At 39.3% G+C, this 24124-nt stretch carries 22 protein-coding genes; 7 read left to right on the plus strand and 15 right to left on the minus strand.

Annotated elements, in window-relative coordinates; all coding sequences use genetic code 11:
- From yqeB to RYM16_RS04405, 6 genes are all read right to left on the minus strand, one after another.
- The coding region (yqeB, locus tag RYM16_RS04380; RefSeq protein WP_314982545.1) for a selenium-dependent molybdenum cofactor biosynthesis protein YqeB at positions 1-651 on the minus strand (651 nt) is incomplete at its 3' end.
- A complete protein-coding gene (locus tag RYM16_RS04385) occupies positions 648-1370 on the minus strand; it encodes a nucleotidyltransferase family protein (RefSeq protein WP_314982547.1) in 723 nt (240 codons plus the stop codon). The genes yqeB and RYM16_RS04385, both read right to left, overlap by 4 nt.
- A gap of 6 nt (positions 1371-1376) precedes the next feature.
- The gene (yqeC, locus tag RYM16_RS04390) at positions 1377-2135 is read right to left on the minus strand and encodes a selenium cofactor biosynthesis protein YqeC (protein ID WP_298632922.1); all 759 of its coding nucleotides are present in this window, start codon (positions 2133-2135) and stop codon (positions 1377-1379) included.
- 41 nt (positions 2136-2176) lie between these two features.
- Positions 2177-4471 (minus strand): xanthine dehydrogenase family protein molybdopterin-binding subunit, encoded by a 2295-nt coding sequence (locus tag RYM16_RS04395; protein WP_287515517.1) that lies wholly within the window; start codon positions 4469-4471, stop codon positions 2177-2179.
- Positions 4471-4926, minus strand: a complete 456-nt coding sequence (locus RYM16_RS04400) for a (2Fe-2S)-binding protein (RefSeq protein WP_024065760.1) — start codon at positions 4924-4926, stop codon at positions 4471-4473. The genes RYM16_RS04395 and RYM16_RS04400 overlap by 1 nt, the downstream gene beginning before the upstream one ends.
- A complete protein-coding gene (locus RYM16_RS04405; protein WP_314982549.1) occupies positions 4926-5708 on the minus strand; it encodes an FAD binding domain-containing protein in 783 nt (260 codons plus the stop codon). The genes RYM16_RS04400 and RYM16_RS04405 overlap by 1 nt, the downstream gene beginning before the upstream one ends.
- A gap of 166 nt (positions 5709-5874) precedes the next feature.
- On the opposite strand from RYM16_RS04405, the gene RYM16_RS04410 reads away from it, so the two are divergent.
- Positions 5875-6750, plus strand: a complete 876-nt coding sequence (locus tag RYM16_RS04410) for a QueG-associated DUF1730 domain-containing protein (protein ID WP_314982576.1) — start codon at positions 5875-5877, stop codon at positions 6748-6750.
- Between the two features lie 466 nt (positions 6751-7216).
- Here RYM16_RS04410 and yfbR read toward each other — a convergent pair whose 3' ends face one another.
- Genes yfbR through RYM16_RS04425 form a run of 3 tightly spaced genes read right to left on the minus strand, consistent with a single transcriptional unit; the run spans position 7217 to position 9644 of the window.
- The gene (gene yfbR, locus RYM16_RS04415) at positions 7217-7807 is read right to left on the minus strand and encodes a 5'-deoxynucleotidase (protein WP_314982550.1); all 591 of its coding nucleotides are present in this window, start codon (positions 7805-7807) and stop codon (positions 7217-7219) included.
- A 26-nt stretch (positions 7808-7833) separates the two neighbouring features.
- Positions 7834-8691 (minus strand): D-alanyl-D-alanine carboxypeptidase family protein, encoded by an 858-nt coding sequence (locus RYM16_RS04420; protein WP_274204601.1) that lies wholly within the window; start codon positions 8689-8691, stop codon positions 7834-7836.
- Positions 8692-8714: 23 nt separating this feature from the next.
- Complete coding sequence (locus tag RYM16_RS04425) at positions 8715-9644, minus strand: mechanosensitive ion channel family protein (protein WP_009352206.1); 930 nt, start codon at positions 9642-9644, stop codon at positions 8715-8717.
- Positions 9645-9809: 165 nt separating this feature from the next.
- Between RYM16_RS04425 and RYM16_RS04430 the strand changes: the two genes are divergently transcribed.
- The gene (locus RYM16_RS04430) at positions 9810-10586 is read left to right on the plus strand and encodes an adenosylcobinamide amidohydrolase (RefSeq protein WP_009351950.1); all 777 of its coding nucleotides are present in this window, start codon (positions 9810-9812) and stop codon (positions 10584-10586) included.
- A 329-nt stretch (positions 10587-10915) separates the two neighbouring features.
- On the opposite strand, the gene RYM16_RS04435 is transcribed toward RYM16_RS04430, so the two are convergent.
- The 3 genes from RYM16_RS04435 to RYM16_RS04445 are packed head-to-tail and all read right to left on the minus strand — an operon-like array spanning position 10916 to position 14159.
- Positions 10916-11893: an asparaginase gene (locus RYM16_RS04435; protein WP_009352004.1), complete on the minus strand. Its 978-nt coding sequence runs from the start codon at positions 11891-11893 to the stop codon at positions 10916-10918.
- A gap of 38 nt (positions 11894-11931) precedes the next feature.
- The gene (gene nadE, locus RYM16_RS04440) at positions 11932-12699 is read right to left on the minus strand and encodes an NAD(+) synthase (protein WP_009352127.1); all 768 of its coding nucleotides are present in this window, start codon (positions 12697-12699) and stop codon (positions 11932-11934) included.
- 8 nt (positions 12700-12707) lie between these two features.
- Complete coding sequence (locus RYM16_RS04445; RefSeq protein WP_314982552.1) at positions 12708-14159, minus strand: nicotinate phosphoribosyltransferase; 1452 nt, start codon at positions 14157-14159, stop codon at positions 12708-12710.
- A 315-nt stretch (positions 14160-14474) separates the two neighbouring features.
- Here RYM16_RS04445 and RYM16_RS04450 point away from each other — a divergent pair, with 315 nt between their 5' ends.
- The 4 genes from RYM16_RS04450 (at position 14475) to RYM16_RS04465 (ending at position 19455) form a co-directional block, all read left to right on the plus strand.
- Positions 14475-15923 carry an aminoacyl-histidine dipeptidase gene (locus tag RYM16_RS04450; RefSeq protein ID WP_314982577.1) on the plus strand — a complete coding sequence of 483 codons (1449 nt, stop codon included), beginning with the start codon at positions 14475-14477 and terminating at the stop codon, positions 15921-15923.
- A 342-nt stretch (positions 15924-16265) separates the two neighbouring features.
- Complete coding sequence (locus tag RYM16_RS04455; RefSeq protein ID WP_314358421.1) at positions 16266-17135, plus strand: GTP-binding protein; 870 nt, start codon at positions 16266-16268, stop codon at positions 17133-17135.
- Positions 17132-18667: a permease gene (locus tag RYM16_RS04460; protein ID WP_314982554.1), complete on the plus strand. Its 1536-nt coding sequence runs from the start codon at positions 17132-17134 to the stop codon at positions 18665-18667. The genes RYM16_RS04455 and RYM16_RS04460 overlap by 4 nt, the downstream gene beginning before the upstream one ends.
- Positions 18668-18690: 23 nt before the next feature.
- A complete protein-coding gene (locus RYM16_RS04465) occupies positions 18691-19455 on the plus strand; it encodes a TIGR03943 family putative permease subunit (RefSeq protein ID WP_273298701.1) in 765 nt (254 codons plus the stop codon).
- Positions 19456-19638: 183 nt separating this feature from the next.
- On the opposite strand, the gene RYM16_RS04470 is transcribed toward RYM16_RS04465, so the two are convergent.
- On the minus strand, positions 19639-20205 hold the full coding sequence (locus tag RYM16_RS04470) for a biotin transporter BioY (protein WP_273298700.1): 567 nt from the start codon (positions 20203-20205) through the stop codon (positions 19639-19641).
- A 353-nt stretch (positions 20206-20558) separates the two neighbouring features.
- Between RYM16_RS04470 and RYM16_RS04475 the strand changes: the two genes are divergently transcribed.
- Entirely contained in the window at positions 20559-21143 is a 585-nt protein-coding gene (locus RYM16_RS04475; RefSeq protein ID WP_314982556.1) for a PepSY domain-containing protein, read from the plus strand.
- Between the two features lie 449 nt (positions 21144-21592).
- On the opposite strand, the gene RYM16_RS04480 is transcribed toward RYM16_RS04475, so the two are convergent.
- Positions 21593-22864 carry an O-acetylhomoserine aminocarboxypropyltransferase/cysteine synthase family protein gene (locus RYM16_RS04480; protein WP_314982557.1) on the minus strand — a complete coding sequence of 424 codons (1272 nt, stop codon included), beginning with the start codon at positions 22862-22864 and terminating at the stop codon, positions 21593-21595.
- 277 nt (positions 22865-23141) lie between these two features.
- Positions 23142-24101, minus strand: coding sequence for a homoserine O-succinyltransferase (gene metA / locus RYM16_RS04485; RefSeq protein WP_314982559.1), 960 nt, complete (start codon positions 24099-24101; stop codon positions 23142-23144).
- Positions 24102-24124: the final 23 nt, after the last annotated feature.

The raw sequence follows: 24124 nt of genomic DNA on the forward strand, positions 1-24124 counted from the left end.
TCCACTCTTTAGAATGCCTCTAAGAATACCTGTAATTTTTGCCCGTACTGGTTCATCATCGACATAACCAATAACCTCATTAGCCTGTACAGAATCACCAATATGACGCTTTGCCGTAAATAGACCAGCCTTTGGCGAGTGTATTACACGTTCATGAGTATAGCCACCTACATTGCCAGGAATACCTGTATTCGGCTGAGCAGGGCCATCATAGATACAGCGACCTAAGGAATGACCACGCATTGTTTCGATGACTACATCTACATCGTCCCCTGCGGTAAACCCAGGCCCAACACCGATGACAAGCTCTGCATCATCACGTTTTGTACCTAGATTCTTCTTACTTAAAATACCATCTACTACAACAGCTGGTTTCAGTGTATCTAATAACTCTTCGTATGAACTAGTCACAACGGGAATTATCCCTTGTGCCAAAGTATCTTTCACTTCACTAAGGGCAACATGACGGGCTACAAAGCGTTCCAAAACCATTTCACCACGATGAACGGCATTGCCGTAACATACTTCTCGGCGAATCATAGTAGGAATCGCAATTTCACTAATAACCACGGGATAGCCCGCCCGTTTCAATCTATATACAGCGCCGGAAGCGATATCTCCGCCTCCACGCATGAGCACTAATGGTTTCATAATGCCTCACTTTCACGATGTTTTAAACGCTCAAAATCATCGGGTGTGTCGATATCGTCACCAATATCGTCACGAATCCATAATTTCAAGACATAATCCTTGCCATCACCACGAATGATGGTCTTACCGCCTTGATCCCCTTGGATCTGTTGTAAAAAATCAAACCAATGAGAACCAAAGAGAACGGGATTTCCCGATTGATAGTTCTCCCCATAATGTGGGACAACGATAGCTTTCTGATGAAAGTTTTCACTAAATGCACTAATGACCTCATGTACGACAGTATTCGTCAGAAGAGGTTGATCCCCTACTGAACAAAGAATACCGTCTAACGGTATAGGCGATGTTTCTACTAAATGACGTACCCCCATCGCTATGGACACACCTTGTCCTAGCTCAGGATGCTCATTTCGAATCGCTTCAAAACCATAGGATGTGACAATAGGTTCTAGTTTTTCATGATCATCACCAGTAACCGCCACAAAAGGTAGTTTACATGACATCGCAGGTACTACCGAACCACCCCATCCACATTGAAGAGCCCCACAGACCGCATCTAGAACAGTCTTGCCACGCCAGGGCAAGAGCTGCTTATTACATCCCATGCGTTTGGCTTGTCCTCCTACGAGGAGGACAATGCCAATATGCAAAGGACGACGGTCTATGGGGTCTCTCATTGTACTGAAAGCGGCATTACAATTTGCTTTCACATTAGTCATGAGTACCTACCGACATTGAATGATGCGACGGATTTCGCAACTTGCTTTATATCCATCAGCTAAGATGATAGCAGAAATATCGCTATCCACAATATGATCAATAAAATCATCAATGATACGATGTTGCACCGTTTCATAACCAGTACAGAACAGAATTTTTTTACCTTTACTGTATTGGAATAAACCTTGTTTATGGAGCACAAGATCAGCCAACATGCGTGGCGTTACAATGGCACCCATATCGCGTTTCACAATATCTTGAACGAGCTCGATGTTATGCACGTGCTCATCATCAAGCGGCGCTCCTAACATTTGTAAATTCACAAGACCAATCGTAGTCTTTGTGAGAGATGGGATGACTGGCTCAGTCGTCTTAGGCGCCTTAAGCCATTTTTCCTTTGCCCCATCTGCTTCCACTACAATTTGCCAGTTCGGATGCAATTTTGCTAAACCATCGATAAGATCACAATCTAAGGAGTCCACTTTTGTTCCTGTAATGCCAGAGAACCACGCACCACAATATCCACGCAAAATACGATCAGTACAATATTCATCAGCTTCATTAATATTTCGAGTATAAATCGGTTCATAATGAGCCACTTGAGATTCATAGAGTCGAGTCGTAGTTGTAACTACGATGGGCTGACCTTTCAGCCTTCCATATTCTACTAATTTTGAAAGCACAGTCGTTTTACCGCCTGCCCCAACAAGGGCCACGATTCCCGGCTGAATCAATCGATTCCAATAGGATGTTTGTGATGTCATAAAACCAGGCCTCCTTAGAAAGGAAAAGTAAATAGAAATCTCTATACTTTATATTTCTCGTCCATAGCCACAAATACCTTCTCAGGTGTCATAGGTAATGTACGAACGTCCGCACCAACTGCATTTTTAATAGCATGCTGAATAGCTGGACTAGCCGTATTAATAACAACTTCACCAATAGATTTGGCACCAAATCCGCCTGTCGGCTCATAAGACTCTACAAAGTCTACATGTAACTCGCCAATATCTTGACGGGTTGGAATTTTATAAGTCATAAGGTTATTAGTCTCTAAGCGACCATTATTAGAATAGCGTATATCTTCATACAACGCCATGCCGATAGCTTGTACTACGCCACCTTCAACTTGAACACGAGCCAATTTAGGATTAATAACAGTACCGCAATCGATGCAGGAATATGTATGAAGCGGAATAACCTTGCCAGTTTGTTTGTCTACTTTTACCTCTGCAATAGTTGCCATGAATGGAGGTGGAGACGTATGACTGCCCCATGTAGCGAAACCAGACAATTGTTCTGCATTAACGCCTACTAATAATTTTGGAGCTAATTGATGGATATCCATAGTTTGAGAACCATCTTTTGTGGTAGCTACAACGCCATCAAAGTCGATATTTTCTATATCCGTATCGAAGAATTGAGCAAACTTAGCAATAATCTTAGTGCGTAATTCTTCAGCAGCCATTTTCGCCGCCGTACCAGTTACGTATGTTGTACTAGATGCATAGGAACCTGGATCAAATGGTACGATGTCTGTATCAGATTCAACAACAGTCATGTATTCCATAGGACAGCCAATGATTTCACAAGCCATTTGAGTCAATACAGTATTAGCACCCATACCCATATCGGAAGAGCCAGTATACAATGTGTAGTTACCATCATCGCCAAGACGAATTTCTACAGATGCTACGTCAATGTTAGCAACACCAGAACCTTGTAACGCTAATGCCATGCCAAGGCCGCCGCGATAACGTTCGTCAATATCCCAAGAATGAGGGCGCTCATCCCAACGAGCCATTTCTTTTACGCGGTTTACTGTATCTTGGAATAGACCAGAGTCAAGGTATTCATCTGGAGCGTATACCAAGCTTTGTTCACCTTGAGCAATCAAGTTCTTTTGACGCAATTCAGCAGGGTCAACGCCCATTTTATCCGCCAAATTATTAACAGCACACTCTAATGGCCATAGCGCTTCTGTAGCACCATAACCACGGAATGCACCGCCTGGTGTATGGTTCATGTATACGCCTTCTGTACCGTAGTGGATAGCTGTCGCTTTATTGTATAAAGGAATGGACTTATGCTCACCAGCTGTAGTAGTAGTGAAACAGTGAGTTGCATGAGCACCTGCATCAGTAATGGAGTCCATATCAATTACTTTGATAATTCCATCTTTTGTAGCACCTACACGGATTTTCCATTCACGAGCATGACGTGTAGTAGAGCAAGTTTGAGCTTCCGTACGATCGTATAAGAGGTAACAAGGTTTCTTCAATGTCCACGCCACAAAAGCTGTCATAATTTCTGTACAAGCCGTTTGTTTAGAACCGAAACCACCGCCGATACGAGGTTTGATTACGCGAACCTTTGTAGCTGGAATTCCTAATGCACGCGCAATATGACGGCGTACATGGAATACGATTTGTGTGGAAGATACGATAACTACGCGGCCCAATGCATCAACGTAACCATAACTTTGGAATGGTTCCATTGCTGTTTGGCGTGTAGCCTGGTCAAAGTAAGTGCCATCTACTATATAATCACATTTTGCAAGTTCAGCTTCAATATCGCCTACTCGTTTATGATAAGATACGCAAATATTGCGTTTATAATCTTGACCTACAGGGATATTATTATGAATATCATCTTCAGGATGGACTACTGTTTCATGGTCGATAGCCGTATGCATATCGAGTACAGGTTTTTGTACTTCGTATTCAACCTTGATAAGAGGCATCGCTTTAAGTGCTGTAGCTTCATCTTTTGCAACAACAAGAGCCACTTCATCGCCTACATAGCGAACTACAGGGTCTAAGATAAGCGCATCATAAGCAGATGGCTCTGGATAGGTTTGACCAGCCAATGTAAAACGAGTATTAGGCACATCTTCATGTGTAAAGATTGCTTCTACGCCAGGAATCAATTTAGCTTTAGATGTATCGATTGATTTAATGCGCGCCTGTGCATGAGGACTACGAAGAACCTTAATAACGAGCGCATCTTTTGGAACAAAATCGCCAGTATAAGACGGTTTACCCGTCAAAATACCTTTAGAGTCAACCTTGTCATAAGATTTACCAATGTGCTTATTCATTATTTTAGGCCTCCTTCTAAGAATTTACGAACCCCTCGAAGTTGTGATTCATAGCCAGTACAACGGCACAAGTTACCGATCAGGTATTCACGAATCTCATCATCACTAGCCTTTGGATTTTTACGTTTCAAGTTGATAGCACTCATCATCATGCCAGTTGTACAGAAGCCACATTGGTCAGCGCCTTCGCTAGCAATACAAGCCGCTAATAATTCAGCCTCTTCTTGCAAGCCTTCTAATGTAGTGATTTTATGACCAGGTGCACGGAATGTAGGATATGCACAAGACAAGATAATTTCGTCATCTACCCATACAGTGCAAAGGCCACAGTTTGTTGTGTCACAGCCACAACGTACGCTATAGTAACCAAGATTACGCAATGTATCCAATAACATTTCATCAGTTGGCACATTAACAGTTACATTTTTATTATTAATATTAAGTACGAGTTCCATTATTGTGCCACCTCCTTAGCTAAGCGTTGAACCATTGCTTTCACCATTTCCATGCGGTATTCTTTAGACGCATGGGAGTTAGATTGATAAACTAATTCTTCAGATGCCAATTGACCTGCTTCTTTTGCTGCAGATAATCCTTTTTCTGAAAGCAAAGCACTTGCTTTTTCTGCTAATTGAGGCACGCCAGGTCTTGTACCGATGTACACTTCAACGCCTTTGTCATCACGGCGAAGAGCACCTGTCAACACTGGGAAATCGCCACGAGAAATGCGAAGTGCTTCCACAGCTACAGGCACATCTACTTTAGGAATGCGAATTTCCATGAGAATATCACGTTCTCTATACGTCATATAGTCTTGCATGGACATGCGACCACCTTTAAAGGTAACGATGTCTGCATGGACTGCCAACAATGCAGGAATGATATCGGAGAAGCCGAATCTACTAGCTACAGAGCCGCCCATAGTAGCTGTATTACGGAATTGAACGCCAAGGATTTCCTTAACGCCTTTAACTACGGAACCACCGCAGAATTGTTGTAATGGCTCAAAACGTTCCACATCTCCTTGTGTCGCCATAGCGCCAATTACAAACTCGTTCTCCTCTTCACGAACATAACGCAAATCAAGGCTTGCCATATCGATCACTGATGGCCATGTGCGTCGACCTAAACGCAACCAGCAACCGCCAGCTAGCATTGGAGCAGTTTTGTTTTTTGTGGCTAATTCATAAGCCTCTTCCACCGTCTTCGGTTGTAATACTTTCATAAATGCTAACATAATCTGTCCTCTCAATGGTATACTAATACTAATAGAACTTAGATGATAACCATAAAAATGCAAATATCATCGAACTACAAACCTAGAAGGAACTCATTAAAATCTATAGAAATTCCTCACATTTCTTATACTTTTATTGTACCAATAATTCGCTATGAAATCTACGATGAAATATATAAATTTACAAGAAATCTGCAAAGAACTGAATATTTATGAGTTTGGTATCACATCTTGGCCACTACCTGAGAATGCAAAGTCTATTTTATATGAAAGCAATCCATGCCCCTTTACGGCTGCCAATGTAGAGGAAAGACTATTAGGAACAACTCTTTTTACACCTAAAAGTGCTATTGTCTGTCTTTTTCCATACTATGTAGAGCATAAATCTCCTTCAAATTTATCCCGCTATACATGGGCCACAGATTACCATCTAGTCATCAATGAATATTTAAAAAAGCTTATTGAAAAATTACAAATAATGAATACAGACGCACAGTTCTCTATTCATTGTGACACCTCCCCTTTAGCCGATCGTTACATGGCATACTTAGCGGGCCTTGGCTTTTATGGCAAAAATAATTGCTTCATCAGCCCTAAATGGGGTTCTTATGTGATGATTGGAACGATTTTAACAACCTTAGAACTAGAACCTAATACTCCACTAACTCAATCCTGCATGGAATGTAATCGCTGTATTACTGCCTGTTTAGGTCAATGCTTAGGGCATGATAAGTTTAAATTCGATACCTGTAAAAGTTACTTAACTCAGAAAAAAGGAGAGCTTACTTCGGAGGAGGAGCATATCATAGCTAAAACTCCTCTTGTATTTGGCTGTGACGTGTGCCAAGAAGTGTGCCCGCACAACAAAGATATTCCTACCACACCAATTCCTGAATTCCAATCAGTAGAACCGTACATTGATATAGATGAATTAGATTCACTAACGAACAAAGAATTCAAAGCTAAATACGGACAGCGCGCCTTCTCATGGCGGGGGAAGAAAATATTAATGAGAAACCAAAATATTATTGAAGAAAAATAGATATTATAATTTGTTATGCTTTATAATATCTTTGTAAGCTTTACAGGCTTTGACATCTGTTTAGCAAAAACTTATAATAATATAACAGAGATAGCTAGATGCCTAGGAACGTCCAGCTCATCTCTAAAACTTTATTTGAGATGTAAAATGGCTGTGACGTCTATTAAGATGTTATGGCTATTTTTCGTTTTTACGGCAAATAAGCACTACGAATGCGCCACAAGTGAATAATAAGCTGATGATGCTTACCACTAGGGACAATATTTCAAAATCACTCATAGTCTCACCTCCTCGAACGAGAGAGATGAGCAGAACAACATCTAACTACCTCCTACACTAAAGTATAAATACAAGAAATTACGAAGTATAATGATTATTTGATATGCCACTAATAGTCACACACGTAGGAGATTTGATATTTTTACAGAATAAAAAGAGACGACCAAGGTCGTCTCTTTTTTAATTACTATTTGATTTCGTAATAGTTTAGCTCATCTAAGCTCTTACCAAGGGCTGGCATATAGGTTTCAAGGAACATATCTACCTCGGGCATGTTGAGAGCTTTTAGTTTTACTAATATGGAGTCATGTGCTTCTTTAAACTCGTCGTTTCCTGCCTTCAGTTCGTTCACACACTTCATATACGCTGAAATCGTATCTGCTGCCTTTACGATAGGCCACTCTTCACTTTCTTCAGCATCTACAATGAAAGGCTTATATATCCCTTGTAAACGCTCTGGCAAAGTAGACAACATTTTCTCTTGTGCCAAGGATTCAACTTCACCATAAAGCTCACGTAATTTTGGATCAAAGTACTTAATAGGTGTTGGCATATCGCCTGTAAAGATTTCACTCACCTCATGGTACATGGCAATAACCGCTACTTTATTAATATCTATATTGCCACCGAAGTATTCGTTCTTCAGAGCTGCCAAGTTATGAGCTACCATAGCCACTTCAAGGCTATGCTCTTGAATATTTTCTGTTTCTGTATTGCGCATAAGGCTCCATCGATTAATAAAGCGCATGCGTTTTAAAAAGGCAAAAAACGAACTCATATAACCCCCATTACACAATAGTTCCCCTAAATAACTCCACGAAGTTTAAAACCATAATCAAGGAATTGTACAGCTTCGTCCCAACGATTATCATCATTAAGCAAAACTACAATCATAGTATGACCATTACGCGTAGCAGATGCAATTAAACATTCCCCTGCCGCATTCGTAAAGCCTGTTTTCAAACCATTGGCACCAGGATATTTATTGCGAATGAAGTGATTCGTTGTACGAATTGTTACAGGTGCACGATTTTGGTATGGCACCTTATAGTAATCATTAGCAACCTTATCGCGGAACATTTGGTATTTCATACCATACGCAGCAATCATCGCCAAGTCACGAGCCGTAGAGTGGTGCCCCATTTGAGTTAATCCATGTGGATTTAGGAACACACTATTCTTTGCGCCTGCTTTAGCAGCAATACGAGTCATATCTTTACCAAATTTCTCTACAGAGCCACTTACATTTTCTGCTACTACAACGGCCGCATCATTACCGCTAGCAACCATCATGCCTTCGAGAACAGCTTCTAATGTAATTTGATCGCCTACACGAACGCCTAAATTAGATTCTTCCATGCTCGTTGCATAACTACTAATAGTAGCTAATTCATCAAGTTGAGTACCTTTAAGCTCTAGTGCCGTTAACAAGGTAACCATTTTTGTAGTACTCGCTGGGTGCATCCATTTGTCAGGATTTTTAGCAAATAAAATTTCCTTTGTGTCCGCATCAATGAGGACTACCGCCTCACCGACCGTAGATGGCGGTGCAATATATGCCGCATAGGAGATACTAGACCCCAGTAAAGTAGCCCCTATAAAGGCTATCATGAAAATAATTCTCTTCCACATCGTAAACAAATTCGCTGTTAAAGATATCATATATCTCACTTTCTACATTATATTTAACTTTCTTGACTATCATCAATGGCAACATTCGTTCCTGTTGCTTTTTTCTTAGTTCCCTTAATTTCACCAGTAGAGTTATCTACATTTTGAAGATATACAACACGTTGAGGGTATGGAATATCGATACCATATTTATCGAACGCATCTTTTACATCAGACATAATTCCATATTGCACATCTAAGAAGTCTTTCGACTTAACGCGTGCATAGGCAGCTATGCGTACAGAGTTATCGCCAAATTCAGAAATACCAATTTCCATATTTTTAGGATTGAGTACACGTTTATCAGCAGCAAAAATATTTTTTAAGATTTTAATTGCTTCATGATGATTATTGTTATAACCAATATCAAAGACGAACGGGATAATTCTTTCGTGAGTATAAGCAATATTAGTTATAGCTTGGGAAGTAAGGATAGAGTTTGGTATATACACATTTCTTTGATCTTTAGTAGTGATAATAGTATACATAAATTGAATAGACTTAACACTACCTATAGTATCTCCAACTTGAATAACATGACCTGCTCTAAAAGGCTTAAATATAAGAATTAATAAGCCTGATGCCAAGTTGGATAAGTTGCTTTGTAAGGCCAAACCAATACCTAAACCAAAGGCACCAAAGGCTGCTACAAAGGATGTAGTAGGAACACCAATTTGATTTAAGCAAATCAATATTAGACCTACTAGCAATGTATAATTGATGATCTGCGTAATAAAGCTCATCGCAGCAGAGTCATAAGAGGCCTTAGTCATAATACGTACAGCAAAGGCTTTTACCCATTTAATAGCATAACGACCTACCCAAAATATAATAAGAGCTAATAATATATTGCCAGCTTGAGAAAAGAACCAATCTCGAAATTGAATCAATACATTCGCATCTTTAAACAGTATTTCTGATGCAGAATAAAAAATATTACCCATATTAAACCTCCAATAATAAAACTACATAAATGATTGAACGCATCTATTAATATGGTCATCATAACCATATATGCTATAATTTAATAAATATATTTTACAACGATATAGTAAAGTTATTATATCGTTATATTACACATATAACAATCTAAATCTAGGGAGACTTACATGTTAAACAATCCATATGAAGCACCACAGGAGCTTGCTACAGGTGGCTATATAACCAAGGAGCTACACTCCGTTACAGTGCACTTTGACGATATTCACTATTCTCTGTCTAGCGGACAATTAAACGGTGGTTATCACCACACACTCGCCGTGCGCAACCAACAATTAACATATCAAATCGAAACAGAAAAAGATTTACCAGGTGGCTCGGTAGCCAACTATTTAGCACAAGAGTTCGAGCAAATCGATACGCCAGTCCATTTTAGTACAGCGCTTCTCACATCTGCTACAATGACACTACACGCCTATGCTAAGGTCGAGGAGAAAGATACTATCGTAGAGACTATCGTTACTGCAGGGTACGAAAAAACAGCCCATCGTGCAGGCACAGGGTATTGCTATGAAGAACGGGACGGAGCGTTTGTAACGCCTGGCACAATCAATATCCTCGTCTTTACGAATAAGGCCTTAACTGACAGCGCCATGGTGAAAGCTATGATGACCATTACAGAGGCTAAAACTGCAGCCCTCCAAGATTGGGGCGCTGAAAGTGTGAAACTCTATCCATTTATGAACGAGGATATTCCTGATGCGCTCACAAAAGAACGCAACACCACTGCTACTGGTACCTCTACAGATGGCGTCATTCTCACCATCGATACAAATGGTGACGTCTTAACCGACGCAGGCACCTTCTCCTTGTTTGGGGACACCTTAGCAAAAGCAGTTTATGTAGGCGTACAAAGAGCATTAGAAAATGCTATCGACGCGGAATAAATATATCACAGGCTCTACAAACGATATATTATTGGATGAAACGATATATCATTGGATCCATTGCTCACTTAATATATCATTTAATATACTGCTTATAAGAAAAAAGATAATACTCAAATGAAAACCGCACATCCTAGGCGATCGGGATGTGCGGTTTATTGCATATAAAACTGTTATACACAATATAACAGTTGAAAATGAATATCAAATTAAATTTTGAGATTCTATTTCAATTTCACTAAATAATTATATTAAGGCTAGTTATAGTAGACCATTTCTTCAACTATAAATAGCTACTTTAGATATTCATTTGTCTATTCATCAATCCATTAATATTTATAGAAGAATTGTTGTAACTTTTTAAGATTTTTAGTTCTTGTAAGACCTAACATTAATAGGATACGAGCCTTTTGTGGACTCAAAGTGTCACTTACCAGATACCCTGCCAATGTATCTTGAGGAACCGCAGATACCATACCACTGCCCGTACGAGAAGCACGTACCGTTGGGAATTTCGTATTCTGAGTAATTTGGCGTACATTTTGTGGAATTGTGCCATGACCGAGACCAGTTAAAATCAAACCATCTGGATTTGTAGCAACCACACTCATAGGCACCATATCATCCATACCACCATAGCAAGTTAAAAGCACTACCCGTGGCAATTCTTTTAGATCCCTCACATCAAACTCAGAATCTTTAGTATGACAACGAGTGGAAGCTTTATAGTAATGAGCTATTCCATCTTGTACGATGCCAAGATGTCCTACTAAGGGACTATCAAAGGTCGCTACATTTGTCGTATTACATTTAGACACATCACGTGCACCATCAATATAACCATTTAAAACGACTACTACACCTTTGCCTGCAGTTTCAGGAGTTCTTGCCACTTGAATAGCTTGTAATAGGTTAATAGGACCATCTGCACTAATAGCACCGGCTGGTCTCATAGAACCAGTAACGACAATTGGCTTATCAGTATGTACAGTAAGATTAAGGAAATATGCTGTTTCCTCCATACTATCAGTACCATGAGTAATAACAACACCGCCAATATCATCTTGATCAACTAATTGTTGCACTAGCTTAGACAAGTCTAACCAGTGTTTTACAGTAATATCGGAGCTTTCAATATTACTAAACTGAATATATGTATATGGGCCATATGGTTCTGTGCCAGGTACAGAGGCTAAGATTTCATCGAGTCCAAGTACGCCTGCTGTGTAACCTGTCAAATCTGTATCAGAAGCACCTTGCCCTGCAATCGTTCCACCAGTACCTATCAAAGCGATTTTGTTCTCCATATTACCTCCACTATATAAATATAAAGCAATTAATGTTGTTAAATATTTGGATTAAAGGACGGCATCATTTCTAATTTATGTTTATTGATGCGGTTCAACCGATCAATACGTTCCTTCGTTGCTAAATCTTCAATTTCGCCAGTTCTAATATAGTGGTCCAACATAGCATAAGTAAAGCCTAGTTTATCTTCATCAGACTGACCACTAAGACCATCGCTAGGAATCTTATCTACTAAATATGCGGGAATATCTAAAAGCTTACCAATTTGACGTACCTCTTCTACAACGAGTCGTGCAAGAGGACTAAAATCACCTGCACTATCACCAAATTTTGTAGAATATCCAACGTAATCTTCCGAGCCATTACAAGTATTAGCTACGCGAGCGCCGTTCGGCAAGTTTTGTCCCACTGCATAGAGTGTCGCCATTCGTAATCGAGGCGGCGTATTAATAGCTGCATCTCGAGACAAATCGTTTCTACCCGTTACAACGTCATAGCCTTCACCTTGAACAATAGCTTGCGTTAAGGCTTCGTAAGCAGCACCAATATTAACCGTTATATGAGGAATACCTAAATGCTCTACTACAGCCTTGGCATCGTCGATATCGGATTGAACACCGTTAGGCATGAGCACACCTACTACTCTATCTGCCCCTAAGGCTTCTTTGCAAAGAGCGGCTACAATAGTTGAGTCCTTACCTCCTGAGATACCAACAACGGCACTACAAGTGGGGCCATTTTGACTAAAGTAATCTCGAATCCATTGAATGAGGGCATCCTTTATAGCTTGTGGATTTTCTAACATAAGCCCTCCTATTTTTTCCGATAAATACGGTTCAATAAATCAAGTTTCAATTGATAGTAGCTTGGGCTCATATCAAGGTAATGACGATGAGGATTTTCAAAACGTTGTTCTTCGGGCCAAATTTCATTAGCCAATTGGTCTTTAACATATTGGCGAATTTCCTCAAGGGTTGGTAACTCTTTAATTAATTTACCGTCCTTGATGATGAGCTGTTTCATTTCTTTAAAAGTACAGTTTTCAAAGTATAATTCACGCCAAGGTTGCTCAGGGTTAATATAGCGATATGGCTCCTCTGTATCAGGTACCTCACGCAGCAAAGTCATTAAGTCTGCAATGGCACGACCTTTTTCATTGTATACGCGGTACACCTTTTTAAGACCTGGATTTGTAATTTTTTCAACGGCCTCAGAAATCTTAATACGAGGTTCCCATTTACCATCTTTCTCGATGCTTGCAATCTTATATACAGCGCCAAATACAGGATCACTCTTAGAGGTGATGAGTCTTTCACCTACCCCAAAGATATCGATAGGACCACCTTGAAGGAGGAGAGATTTTATCGTATATTCATCAAGGCTATTGGAAGCCATAATTTTACAATCTTCTAATCCTGCATCATCTAGCATGCGACGTGCTTTTTTAGCCAAATACGCAAGGTCACCAGAGTCAAGGCGAATACCTTTTAAGCGTTTACCCATAGGTTCTAATACATCTTTAGCAACCTGAATAGCATTTGGTACACCAGAATTTAATACATCATAAGTATCTACAAGGAATACAGCATTATCTGGATATACCTCAGCATAAGCCTTGAAAGCATCGTATTCAGAGCCGTAATACATAACCCAACTATGGGCCATAGTGCCGCTCACAGGAATACCAAACTGTTGTCCCGCTAATACCGTTGCAGTAGAGCCTACACCGCCAATATAAGCAGCGCGCGCACCATATACAGCAGCATCCACATTATGAGCTCGACGAGCCCCAAAATCGGCTACCACTCGGCCATCTGCGGCACGAACAATACGGTTAGCTTTTGTAGCAATTAAGGATTGATGGTTCATCATAGTAAGCACTGCAGTTTCTACGATTTGTGCGTCTATGAGAGGTGCTACGATAGTAATAACCGGTTCATTAGGATAAATAATAGAGCCTTCAGGGAATGCGTACACGTCGCCTGTGAAGGAGAAATCTTTTAAATAGGCTAAAAATTCATCGCTAAAAATGCCTTGGTCGCGCAAATAAGCAATGTCACGTTCATCAAAATGTAAATTCAAAATGTACTCAACGATTTGCTCGAGACCACCAAAAATGGCGAAGCCACCCTTGTCTGGATTGCGTCTAAAGAAAACGTCAAATGCGACGCGATCCATTTTTTCTTGTTTCGTAAAGTAGCCGTGTGCCATGGTCATCTCATAAAAATCCATAAGCATACTGATATTGCGACTGTCATGTTGCATTAGTTCACCAACCTTCTAAAATCGAATGGATTTATTAAATCGTTAATCGTATACAATCATTATACAATATAATTCCTATATAGCTAGTCTCTGCATTAGCTATGCTAATAATCATTCTTGTGATATAACTATATATATAAACTAATTATTTATATATTCCCTATGTATGTCTGTGAAAATCGTTACTATAAGAGGCTAAAACAAGCAATCTAAGTGAAGTAATCATTCACTTAAGCCCTTCTTGTATAGCACTTGTTATAAAGGCTTTTATTAGATAATACATATATGATTTACAAGAGAATGAAAGGTACCATTATGGAAACAATCGTTCAAGCAAAACGCGTATTAGAAATTTTTAAAGAAATGAGCCAAATTCCTCGCGAATCTGGCAATGAAAAAGGCATTAGTGATTACATCGTAAACTTTGCTAAAAATCTAGGTCTTGAAGCTCATCAAGACGAGATCTTAAATGTAGTTATCAAGAAGGATGCATCCCCAGGCTACGAAAGCCGCCCAAGTATCATCATTCAAGGTCATATTGACATGGTATGTGTAAAAGATCATGCTTCTAACCATGACTTCTCTAAAGATCCAATTGCTAATATCATCGAAGGCGAATGGATGCGTGCTGATCACACCACTTTAGGTGCCGACAATGGTATGGGCGCTGCTATGATGCTCGCTATCCTCGAGGATGAAAGCCAACAACATGGCCCTATGCAATTATTGTTCACCACTAATGAAGAAACAGGTATGGACGGTGCTTTTGCCCTTAAACAAGGTCAAGTAACTGGTGATTACCTCCTCAATCTTGATACAGAGGTTGAACATGATTTTACTGTTAGCTGCGCTGGCGGTTGCCACGTACATGTAAACATTCCATTGTTACGCGATAACAACCAACCAGGCTATGATGCGGGCTTGTCCATCACTGTAACTGGCCTTAAAGGTGGTCACTCTGGTATCGAAATCAACGAGCAGCGAGCAAACTCCAACCAAGTATTAACTCGCGTACTCTATGATATTCAACAACAATATCCTGTAAGCTTGGCATCTTTCGAAGGTGGCATTAAGCATAATGCTATTCCATCTAAATCTGTAGCTGTTTTATCTGTGCGCTCCGAAGATGTGGCAGCCATTAAAGCATTACTTGCATACCAAGAAAAACAATACCAACATGAATATGAAGTCGCAGACCCAGATCTCAAATTCGTAGTGGAAGATGTAGCGACTCCAGAAGTAGTATACGCAGATGACACAACAGAAGCACTCATCACGTATATCTATCTTGCACAAGATGGGGTTCACTCTGTAAGTAAATCCATTCCAAACCTTGTAGAAACATCTAACAATATCGCTATTGTTCGTGAAAATGCACATACACTAGAAATACTAATTTCTATCCGCAGCTCCAACAGCAATAGCCTTGAATTCTTGGCTAAGAAAATGATGCTTCTTGCTAAAGCTCTTGGTGTATCTGCAGAGCGCACAGGAGGCTACCCTGCATGGGAATACGACAAAGGCTCTAAATTAGAAGAGCAAGCGATTTCCTTACATAACGAAATGTTTGAGACACCAGCCAATGTTAATGCTGTTCACGCTGGTCTTGAATGTGGTTTATTGAAAGGCATATTGCCAAATACACAAATGATCAGCTTTGGTCCTACAATCGTAAGCCCACATACGCCAACAGAACGCGTCCACTTACCATCTGTAGAGAATGTGTATATATACCTCAAAGCATTGTTAGAAAAATTACAATAATATAGTCTCTCTCCATCCCTCCTATAGGACATCCAGTTGAGCTCCCCTCACTGAATAATCTATAGGAGGGATTTTTATAAATTTATCAAAATATGTAAATAAATATTTATCCAAATAGGAGTATGTTTTCATATATATTACATAAGGCATATGCCTTTTATTTACAAATAATTATGAATATCAACTATACTTGCCAGTATACTCATATAAAGTATATATCCCATAAATTATAAAAAAGTCAGTTAATTCCTGATATATGCGTAATTTTATATATACCCCAGGGAGTATTTTCTGTGTTATCCTATGGGTGTATACTGTGTTTACATTACTCAGGAGGTGTATATGATTCCAATAGTTATCATATCCGGATTTCTCGGATCTGGGAAAACAACATTCCTACAACATATACTAAAAGAACATAAATCTACAGATAAAATTCTCATCATAGAAAATGATTTTGGCGAAACCAGCCTCGATGCGGTAAATCTCGCTAAATCAGGTGCTACCGTTCGTGAAGTTACATCTGGCTGTATTTGTTGCAGCTTGCAAGGCAACTTTCAACAAGCATTGCTCGATATTCTACAAAATTACGAAATTGATGTTATCTATATCGAGCCATCTGGTGTCAGCAAATTAAGTGAAATCATCCATACTTGTAAGGATGAAGAAATTGCAAAATCCGCCTATGTACACGCTTCAGTTACGACCGTTGATGCAATGCAGGCACCTATGTTTATCAAAAACTTTGGGCTCTTCTTTAAAGATCAAATTACCCATAGCGATGCGATCTTCTTGAGCCATACAGAGGATATTCAACAAACAAGTATTACAAAACGTATGATTCGTGACCTTGCACCTAATACGCCAATCCATGAAGAAGCATGGGATACCCTTTCCCTGCGGGACTACATCAAACGACTCTATCATTGTCACGACGACAACTGCTTGCATGATGAACATCTATTTATGAGTCATACCTTTAAAGATTTGCGCACTCTCAGCCTCGTACAATGGAAAACCATATTAGAAGGCATGCCAGATACAGTACTTCGTGCAAAAGGTATTGTACCAACTACAGAAGGACCTCACGAACTTCAGTATGGCACACATTACTGTTCCCTTACACCTACTGAGTCTACCGATTATAGCTTAGTCGTTATCGGCACAGATTTTAATGTACCAATGGTGCATAACGAAGTGTGTCAATCATGATACCTGTTTATATCGTTACAGGCTTCATTGGCTCTGGAAAAAGCACCTTCATTAACGAACAAGTACAACACCGAAAAAAACTAGGTGGTACAGCACTTATTAGTGCCGAAGAAGGTAGTGTAGAGCTTATAAAAAAGCCGTTACAGCTCGATGCAGATACATTGAGTACTATCAGCCCTACGAATCCATCCTCTTACGACACTATAGCTAGTGAAATCGCAAACTATATAGAGCGAGTCAACCCCAAAGAAATTTGGATTGAGTGGAACGGCATGCTCGGCTTTCACCAATTGGAAACCTTGTTATATAGTGAAAAACTGAGCCATCTATTACAAATAGAAAAGGTCTTATACATTTGTACAGATCAATTTGTATCAACCATATTACCAGGTTTAGGAAATGATGTAGCAAGTCAATTGTATAGTGCAGACTGTATTATCACTGAAACGCCTACACATCACGCTTTATTGCGCACCTACAACGGCGAAGCAAAGATTGTTACACAGCCTAGCCCTGAAAAGGTAGAGCAATTATGTCGAAATTCAACATGGGGCCTAATCCCTAATCTATTAGTTATCGGTATTACCACGTATATACTATTAGTTACTGCCTTTCGACACGATATTCCTTATTCCATACACCACAGCTTTGCTATTATTACAGGCCTCGTTATCGAAGCAATTCCGTTCCTCCTACTAGGAACCGTGGGCTCAACGATCATTCGCTACTTCGTACCACAAAAAGTGTTATTAAAACTCTTGGGCGATCACTCTTGGAAAAGCTATGGTGCTGCTATGATTAGTGGTTTTGCATTACCTATTTGCGATTGTGCTATCATTCCTCTATTTAAGGCACTCGTAGATAGAGGTATTCCTCTATCTGTAGCACTCCTATTTATGCTTGCTAGTCCAATCATCAATCCCGTTACTATACTCTCTACGTGGTACGCGTTCCCAGACAATCCTATGCTTTCCCTGTGGCGTATTGTTTTAGGCCTAGGTGTGGCTTTATTAGTGGCTCTATCCTTCCGATTCTGGCCTCTATCTACATCTACGATGAAAGTAAGAACGCCTCAGGGCCTTAGCTATGAAGAAATCGTCTTAGAATCAGCTAAATCTAAGCATATTGATAAGAAACGGCTGTTAATCCATATGGAAAAAGAGTTTTCCCAACTCTTATTCTATTTCTCCATGGCAGCTGGCGTATTATCTGTAGTCCAAGTATATGGCAAACCATGGCTACTTCAGGCAGGTTTTGCATTACCAGACTTCGCCGCCATTCCAATCTTATTAGTATTAGCCTTCTTCTTCTCTATTTGTTCTACATCGGATGCTATCATCGGCAAGTCCTTAAGCACCCTCTTCCCGATTAGTTCAGTTATGGGCTTCCTCATTTTAGGGCCTATGTTAGACATCAAAAATGTGTATATATTAAAACAATATATGCCTACCGCATTTATTGTGCGACTAAGCATAACCATTGCCGTTATGTCCTATCTAGCGGCTCTAGTATATCAATTTCTTTTAAGCTAATGATTACAAAAGGAGATGATTTCATGACATTAAGACTAAAAGATCGCTTTTCCATCGTGAAAGGCTTGCTGTATCTCACATTAGGTATTTGTTGTGTGTACCTTATCGTGACAGGTCGTTATTTAAACTATATCGCACCGCGTTACGAGCTTTTACTCGGAATTAGTAGCGTGGCCCTCATCTTAGGCGGTCTAGCGACGATTATTTGGGCTCCATCAAGATATTACAAACACAATTGGAAATCTGTGGTTCCTATTATTATCCCTATTGTATTGCTCATCGTTCCACCCGTACTCGTTCCATCTACAGGTGTTCACGGTGCCGTTCGCGTAAATGACGATACCAACAACTTTGACTTTACAAACGACGCTATTGGTGAGGTTATTACGGTTAATAGTGAAAGCAAAGAACCGGGCATTTCTAAAGAGAAAAAAGAAATCGTTTTAAACTCCGATAATTTCTATCAAACCATTGTAAAAGTCGGATCTAATGCAGAGCAATATAAAGATTACACTGTATATATGACAGGCTATGTAAATCGTGAAGATAATACATTAAAATCTAACGAATTTACTATTTCTCGCATGGCGATGGCTTGCTGTATCGCTGACGTAGCCCCTATCGGCATGACTGCATACAAAACAGATGGAGACAGCTTGCAAAATGAACAATGGGTATCTATCGAAGGCAAAGTATCTACTCGAGACTTCCACGGTCGTCAACAACCATATGTAGAAATTACAAAAATTAAATCTGCAGAACCAATTTTAGGTTATGTATATCCATAAAACAGAATTAAGCAAATAAAAACGAGGCTATATGCCTCGTTTTTAATAAGAATGATTAAGTTATACATAGATCTTACATTCCATACTTTTAAGTAAATTTAGAGATACAAGCTGTATGCTAATAATCATATCTATTTAATTAGAATATCTGTACAATTAAGATATCACAATAAACGCATTGTATTAGTGATGTAGTTCTTTAACGATTCGTTTACCCAAAGATGCTGCTACAGCACATAGGAAAATATCTGGACCTACTGGAATTAAGAAGCACGTAATAATAACAGCTTCAACGCCAATTGGTTTACCTAAATACAAGTTCATAATGAAGTATAGATAGACCATACCAAGGCCATATACAATTAATAGATTTAATATAGAACCCACTAATAATCGTTTAAAGGATAAGGTATCCATCGATTCAGCAATACGCCCCACAACATAAGCACCAACCATAAAGCCAATCAAATAGCCAAAAGTAGGTTGCAAAATATAACCAGGACCGCCGCCAGAGGTGAAGATAGGTACGCCGATAAGGCCCAGTACAATATAAATACCTACGCTAGCAGCGCCTAAACGACTACCTAAGACAATGCCCGCCAATGTGGTAAATAAAATCTGCAATGTAAACGGACAGTTAGGTAATGGTACCCGTATGAAAGCACCTACGGCGATCAAAGCCACAAATAGTGCAGTCATTGTTAGCTGACGGGTGGTAATTCGAGTTTGTTTCGATACGGTAGAACTCATGGTATACCTCCATTAATAAGACAATAACAAACTACTACTTACCTAAATTAAAGCACTTGTATTTTTAATTGTCAACTTCAATTATTGACTTTTAGTTAACTATGTAGTCTAATACTATATATAACTATAAATACTATATTTTTAAGACTTTTTATCTTTTTGACTATACCTTATAGTTATTGTCAACAGTTCATAATAACTAAAAGATATACTCATCTTCATACAAAAAAGCATTAATTTCATCTTTTATTCATATAACAAGATTAAATTATACGTAAGTAGATTGAGTAAAATCTACTTTCACAAAATCGTAAAAAACGAAACTTATAATTTGGTATCAGGAGGCATTCATTATGAAAAATGTTAAGAAAGTATCCAAAGTTTTATGTGCATTCGGCGTTAGTACAGTATTATTGGCAGGTGTAGTTGGCGCAGCTAGCAACCATGCCAACCATCATAGCAACTGGAACGGTATTGGTAGCGTAGCTCCATCCGCTCAAGCTAACTATTCTGTTGATTACATGGGCGCTGTTACTGTATTCCAACAACAATTCCCTGGCGCATCTGTAAAATCTATTTCCTATGACGCTAAACACAACCCTTATTATGAAGTAGAAGGTTACTACAACAACCGTGAAGTAGAAATCAAAGTAGACGAAGCAACTGGTCAAATCGTTGGTAAAGAAGTTAAAGGCTACACAAAAGGCAATAAAGCTATCAACGTTCAAAACATCATCATCCCTGAAGTAGCTGAAACAAAAGCTATCGAAAAAGTTGGTGCTGACTTCCAAACTGTGGAATGGACTGTTGAACGTGAAAACGGCCGAGCTGTATACGAATTCGACATGACAACTGGCGGCGGCAAAAAAGCTGAAGTAAAAGTTGATGGCATGAACGGTAAAGTTTTAAGCGCTAAAGTTAAAAACACAAAATACTAAGATTTTAAACTCATCAAGTGAACCCTATCCTAACCCACTTAGATGACACACTACACATATAACACACATACTATACACACAGTATCCACTGGATACGCTCTCTAACACAAACTAACACACAAACTCAAAGAGCCCGTAGGACTCACCACGGGCTCCCTAACTCCTATCTCACACAATAGGAAATGGTCTGTGTTCACACACCACAGACCGAACGTTACACACACTATACTCCCTTTAAAAGACCTTGGATCATTGAATCCAAGGTCTTTTTTTATGTAACAACGAAACAGTATCTAGAAACAACAAGACCTCCCATCGGGAGGTCTTGTGTATAAGTTTTATAGGTTTGATAGTTCTTTGTTCTATTTCTTAAGCGAGGTCTAGCTTAAGGATGTCATTTGTGTGTTCTGAAAGTTAGTTCTATAGTTTTCCCAATGAGATTTGAGAGATTATGCTTTATCTAAAGCTTGTGCTAAGTCTTCGATGATGTCATCTACATTTTCAAGACCGATGGACAAACGGATCATATCTGGTGTTACGCCAGCAGATTTTTGTTGTTCTTCGTTAAGTTGTGCATGTGTTGTAGATGCTGGATGAATAACAAGGGATTTAGCATCGGCTACGTTAGCCAAGTTGGAGAAGATTTCTAAAGAATCAACAAGTTTAATACCTGCTTCTTTTCCGCCTTTTACGCCAAATGTGAATACAGCACCAACACCTTTAGAGAAGTATTTATCAGCCAAAGCTTTGTATTTGCTGTCTTCTAATTCTGGATAGCTTACCCATGCCACTTTAGGATGTTTAGTCAAGAAGTCTACTACTTTACGAGTATTTTCAACGTGACGTTCTACGCGCAAGGACAATGTTTCAATGCCTTGCAAGATTTGCCAAGATGCAAGTGGAGTAATGCATGCGCCAGTATCACGAAGCAATTGAGCGCGGATTTTTACAGTGAATGGAATTGGCAAATCACCATATACTAAACCATTATAGTGTTCATCACCTTCGGAGAAACCAGGATATTTACCAGAGCCTTTATAATCGAATTTACCAGATTCTACAACTACGCCAGCCAATGTTGTACCATGACCACCAAGGTATTTAGTAGCAGAATGAACAACTACGTCAGCACCATGTTCTAATGGACGGAACAAGTATGGAGATGCAAATGTATTATCTACGATCAAGATAATGTTGTGTTTATGTGCAATATCAGCTACTGCTTGTACATCGATAAGGTTGATACCTGGGTTACCGATAGACTCGATGTAAACAGCTTTAGTGTTTTCATCGATAGCTGCTTCGAATTCTTCCAAATTATCTGGATTTACGAATTTAGTGTGAATACCCAAACGTGGCAATGTAGCTGTGAACAAGTTGTAAGTACCACCGTACAAAGTGGAAGCTGCTACGATATTGTCGCCCGCATTAGCTACGTTCAAGATAGAATATGTAATCGCTGCGGAACCAGATGCTACTGCGATACCACCAGCACCACCTTCAAGTTGTGCCACACGAGCATCCAATACATCTGTAGTAGGATTGCCAAGGCGGGAATAAATGCCACCAGGATTAGTTAAGGCAAAACGACCTGCTGCTTCTTCTGCGTCTTTAAATACGAAAGATGTAGTTTGGTAAATAGGCACTGCACGTGCACCTGTTGGATCTACCGTTTGACCGGCATGTAATTGTAATGTTTCAAATCTGTATTGTTTACTCATTATGACAACTCCTTTATATTAACTGTGAATTTAGTTCGTTGTTTATACCCAGTATAGTACTATGCTTTAAAAATTATGTCTACTATTTTTTATATGAACTTATCCATAACTTAAAGCTATGGTGGACTTTAAAAGCCACCAAGTAGTTTCAAATCCCTCAATCGAGCTAAGTAGTTTTATAAATGAAGGTACCAAAAAGCCCCTAGTTACTTCTAACTAACTAGCTCATCTTAGAGACTATCAGAAGTAATTAGGGGCAATAGCTATATACGATAGTTTAGATATAGGCACCTAAATTTTTATCGCGTTCAAATTTCATTTTTTGAATTTGTTCAATAATGTACGGTGTTTCTTGGTAAACATAATAATTTAACCAGTTTGTAAATAACAATGTACTTACGGAACGCCAGCGTACGATAGGACGTTGTTTTGGATCGTCGTTAGGGAAATAATTTTCAGGAACTGCAATATCCATACCTTTTTTGATATCCCGTTCATATTCACGATTGAGTGTATCCCAATCGTATTCGGCATGACCAAATACAAAGATATGTTTATTGTCTAAGCTACGAACAATAGCTGCACCTGTTGGGTCAGAGCCCGCTAAGAGTTCCAGATCGCGATTTTCCTTAATTTGTTGTAAGGAAACTGTGGTGTGACGGGAATGTGGCATCCAGAATTTTTCATCGAAGCCACGTAAGAGTACTGGTCGATCATTGTAGATATCATGTTCATACACACCAAATAGCTTTTCATCCATAATGCATTTATTAATACCAAAGTGATGATATAAACCAGCTTGAGCGCCCCAACAGATATAGAACGTAGAGTATACATGGTCTTCGCCCCAATTCATAATTTCTACTAGCTCAGGCCAATAATCCACCTCTTCGAAAGGCATTAACTCTACAGGGGCCCCTGTAATAATCATGCCATCAAAGAACTGGTCTTTTATCTCATCAAAGGTACGGTAAAAAGTTTCTAAATACTGCTCATCTGTATTTTTTGCTTTTCGAGATGCAGTATGTATTAAGGTTAAATTAACTTGTAACGGGCTATTACTCAGAGCACGTAAAATTTGAGTCTCTGTAATCTCTTTAGTAGGCATCAAATTGATTAACAGAATATTCAAAGGTCGGATTTGTTGATTTTCCGCCCGTTCTGTATCCATTACGAAAATATTCTCTTGAGCTAATTTCGTTATGGCCGGTAAATTTTTTATTACTTTAATAGGCATATTATCACCTCTACACACTAAAC

It is taken from the genome of uncultured Veillonella sp., from assembly GCF_963524655.1.
GTDB lineage: Bacteria > Bacillota > Negativicutes > Veillonellales > Veillonellaceae > Veillonella.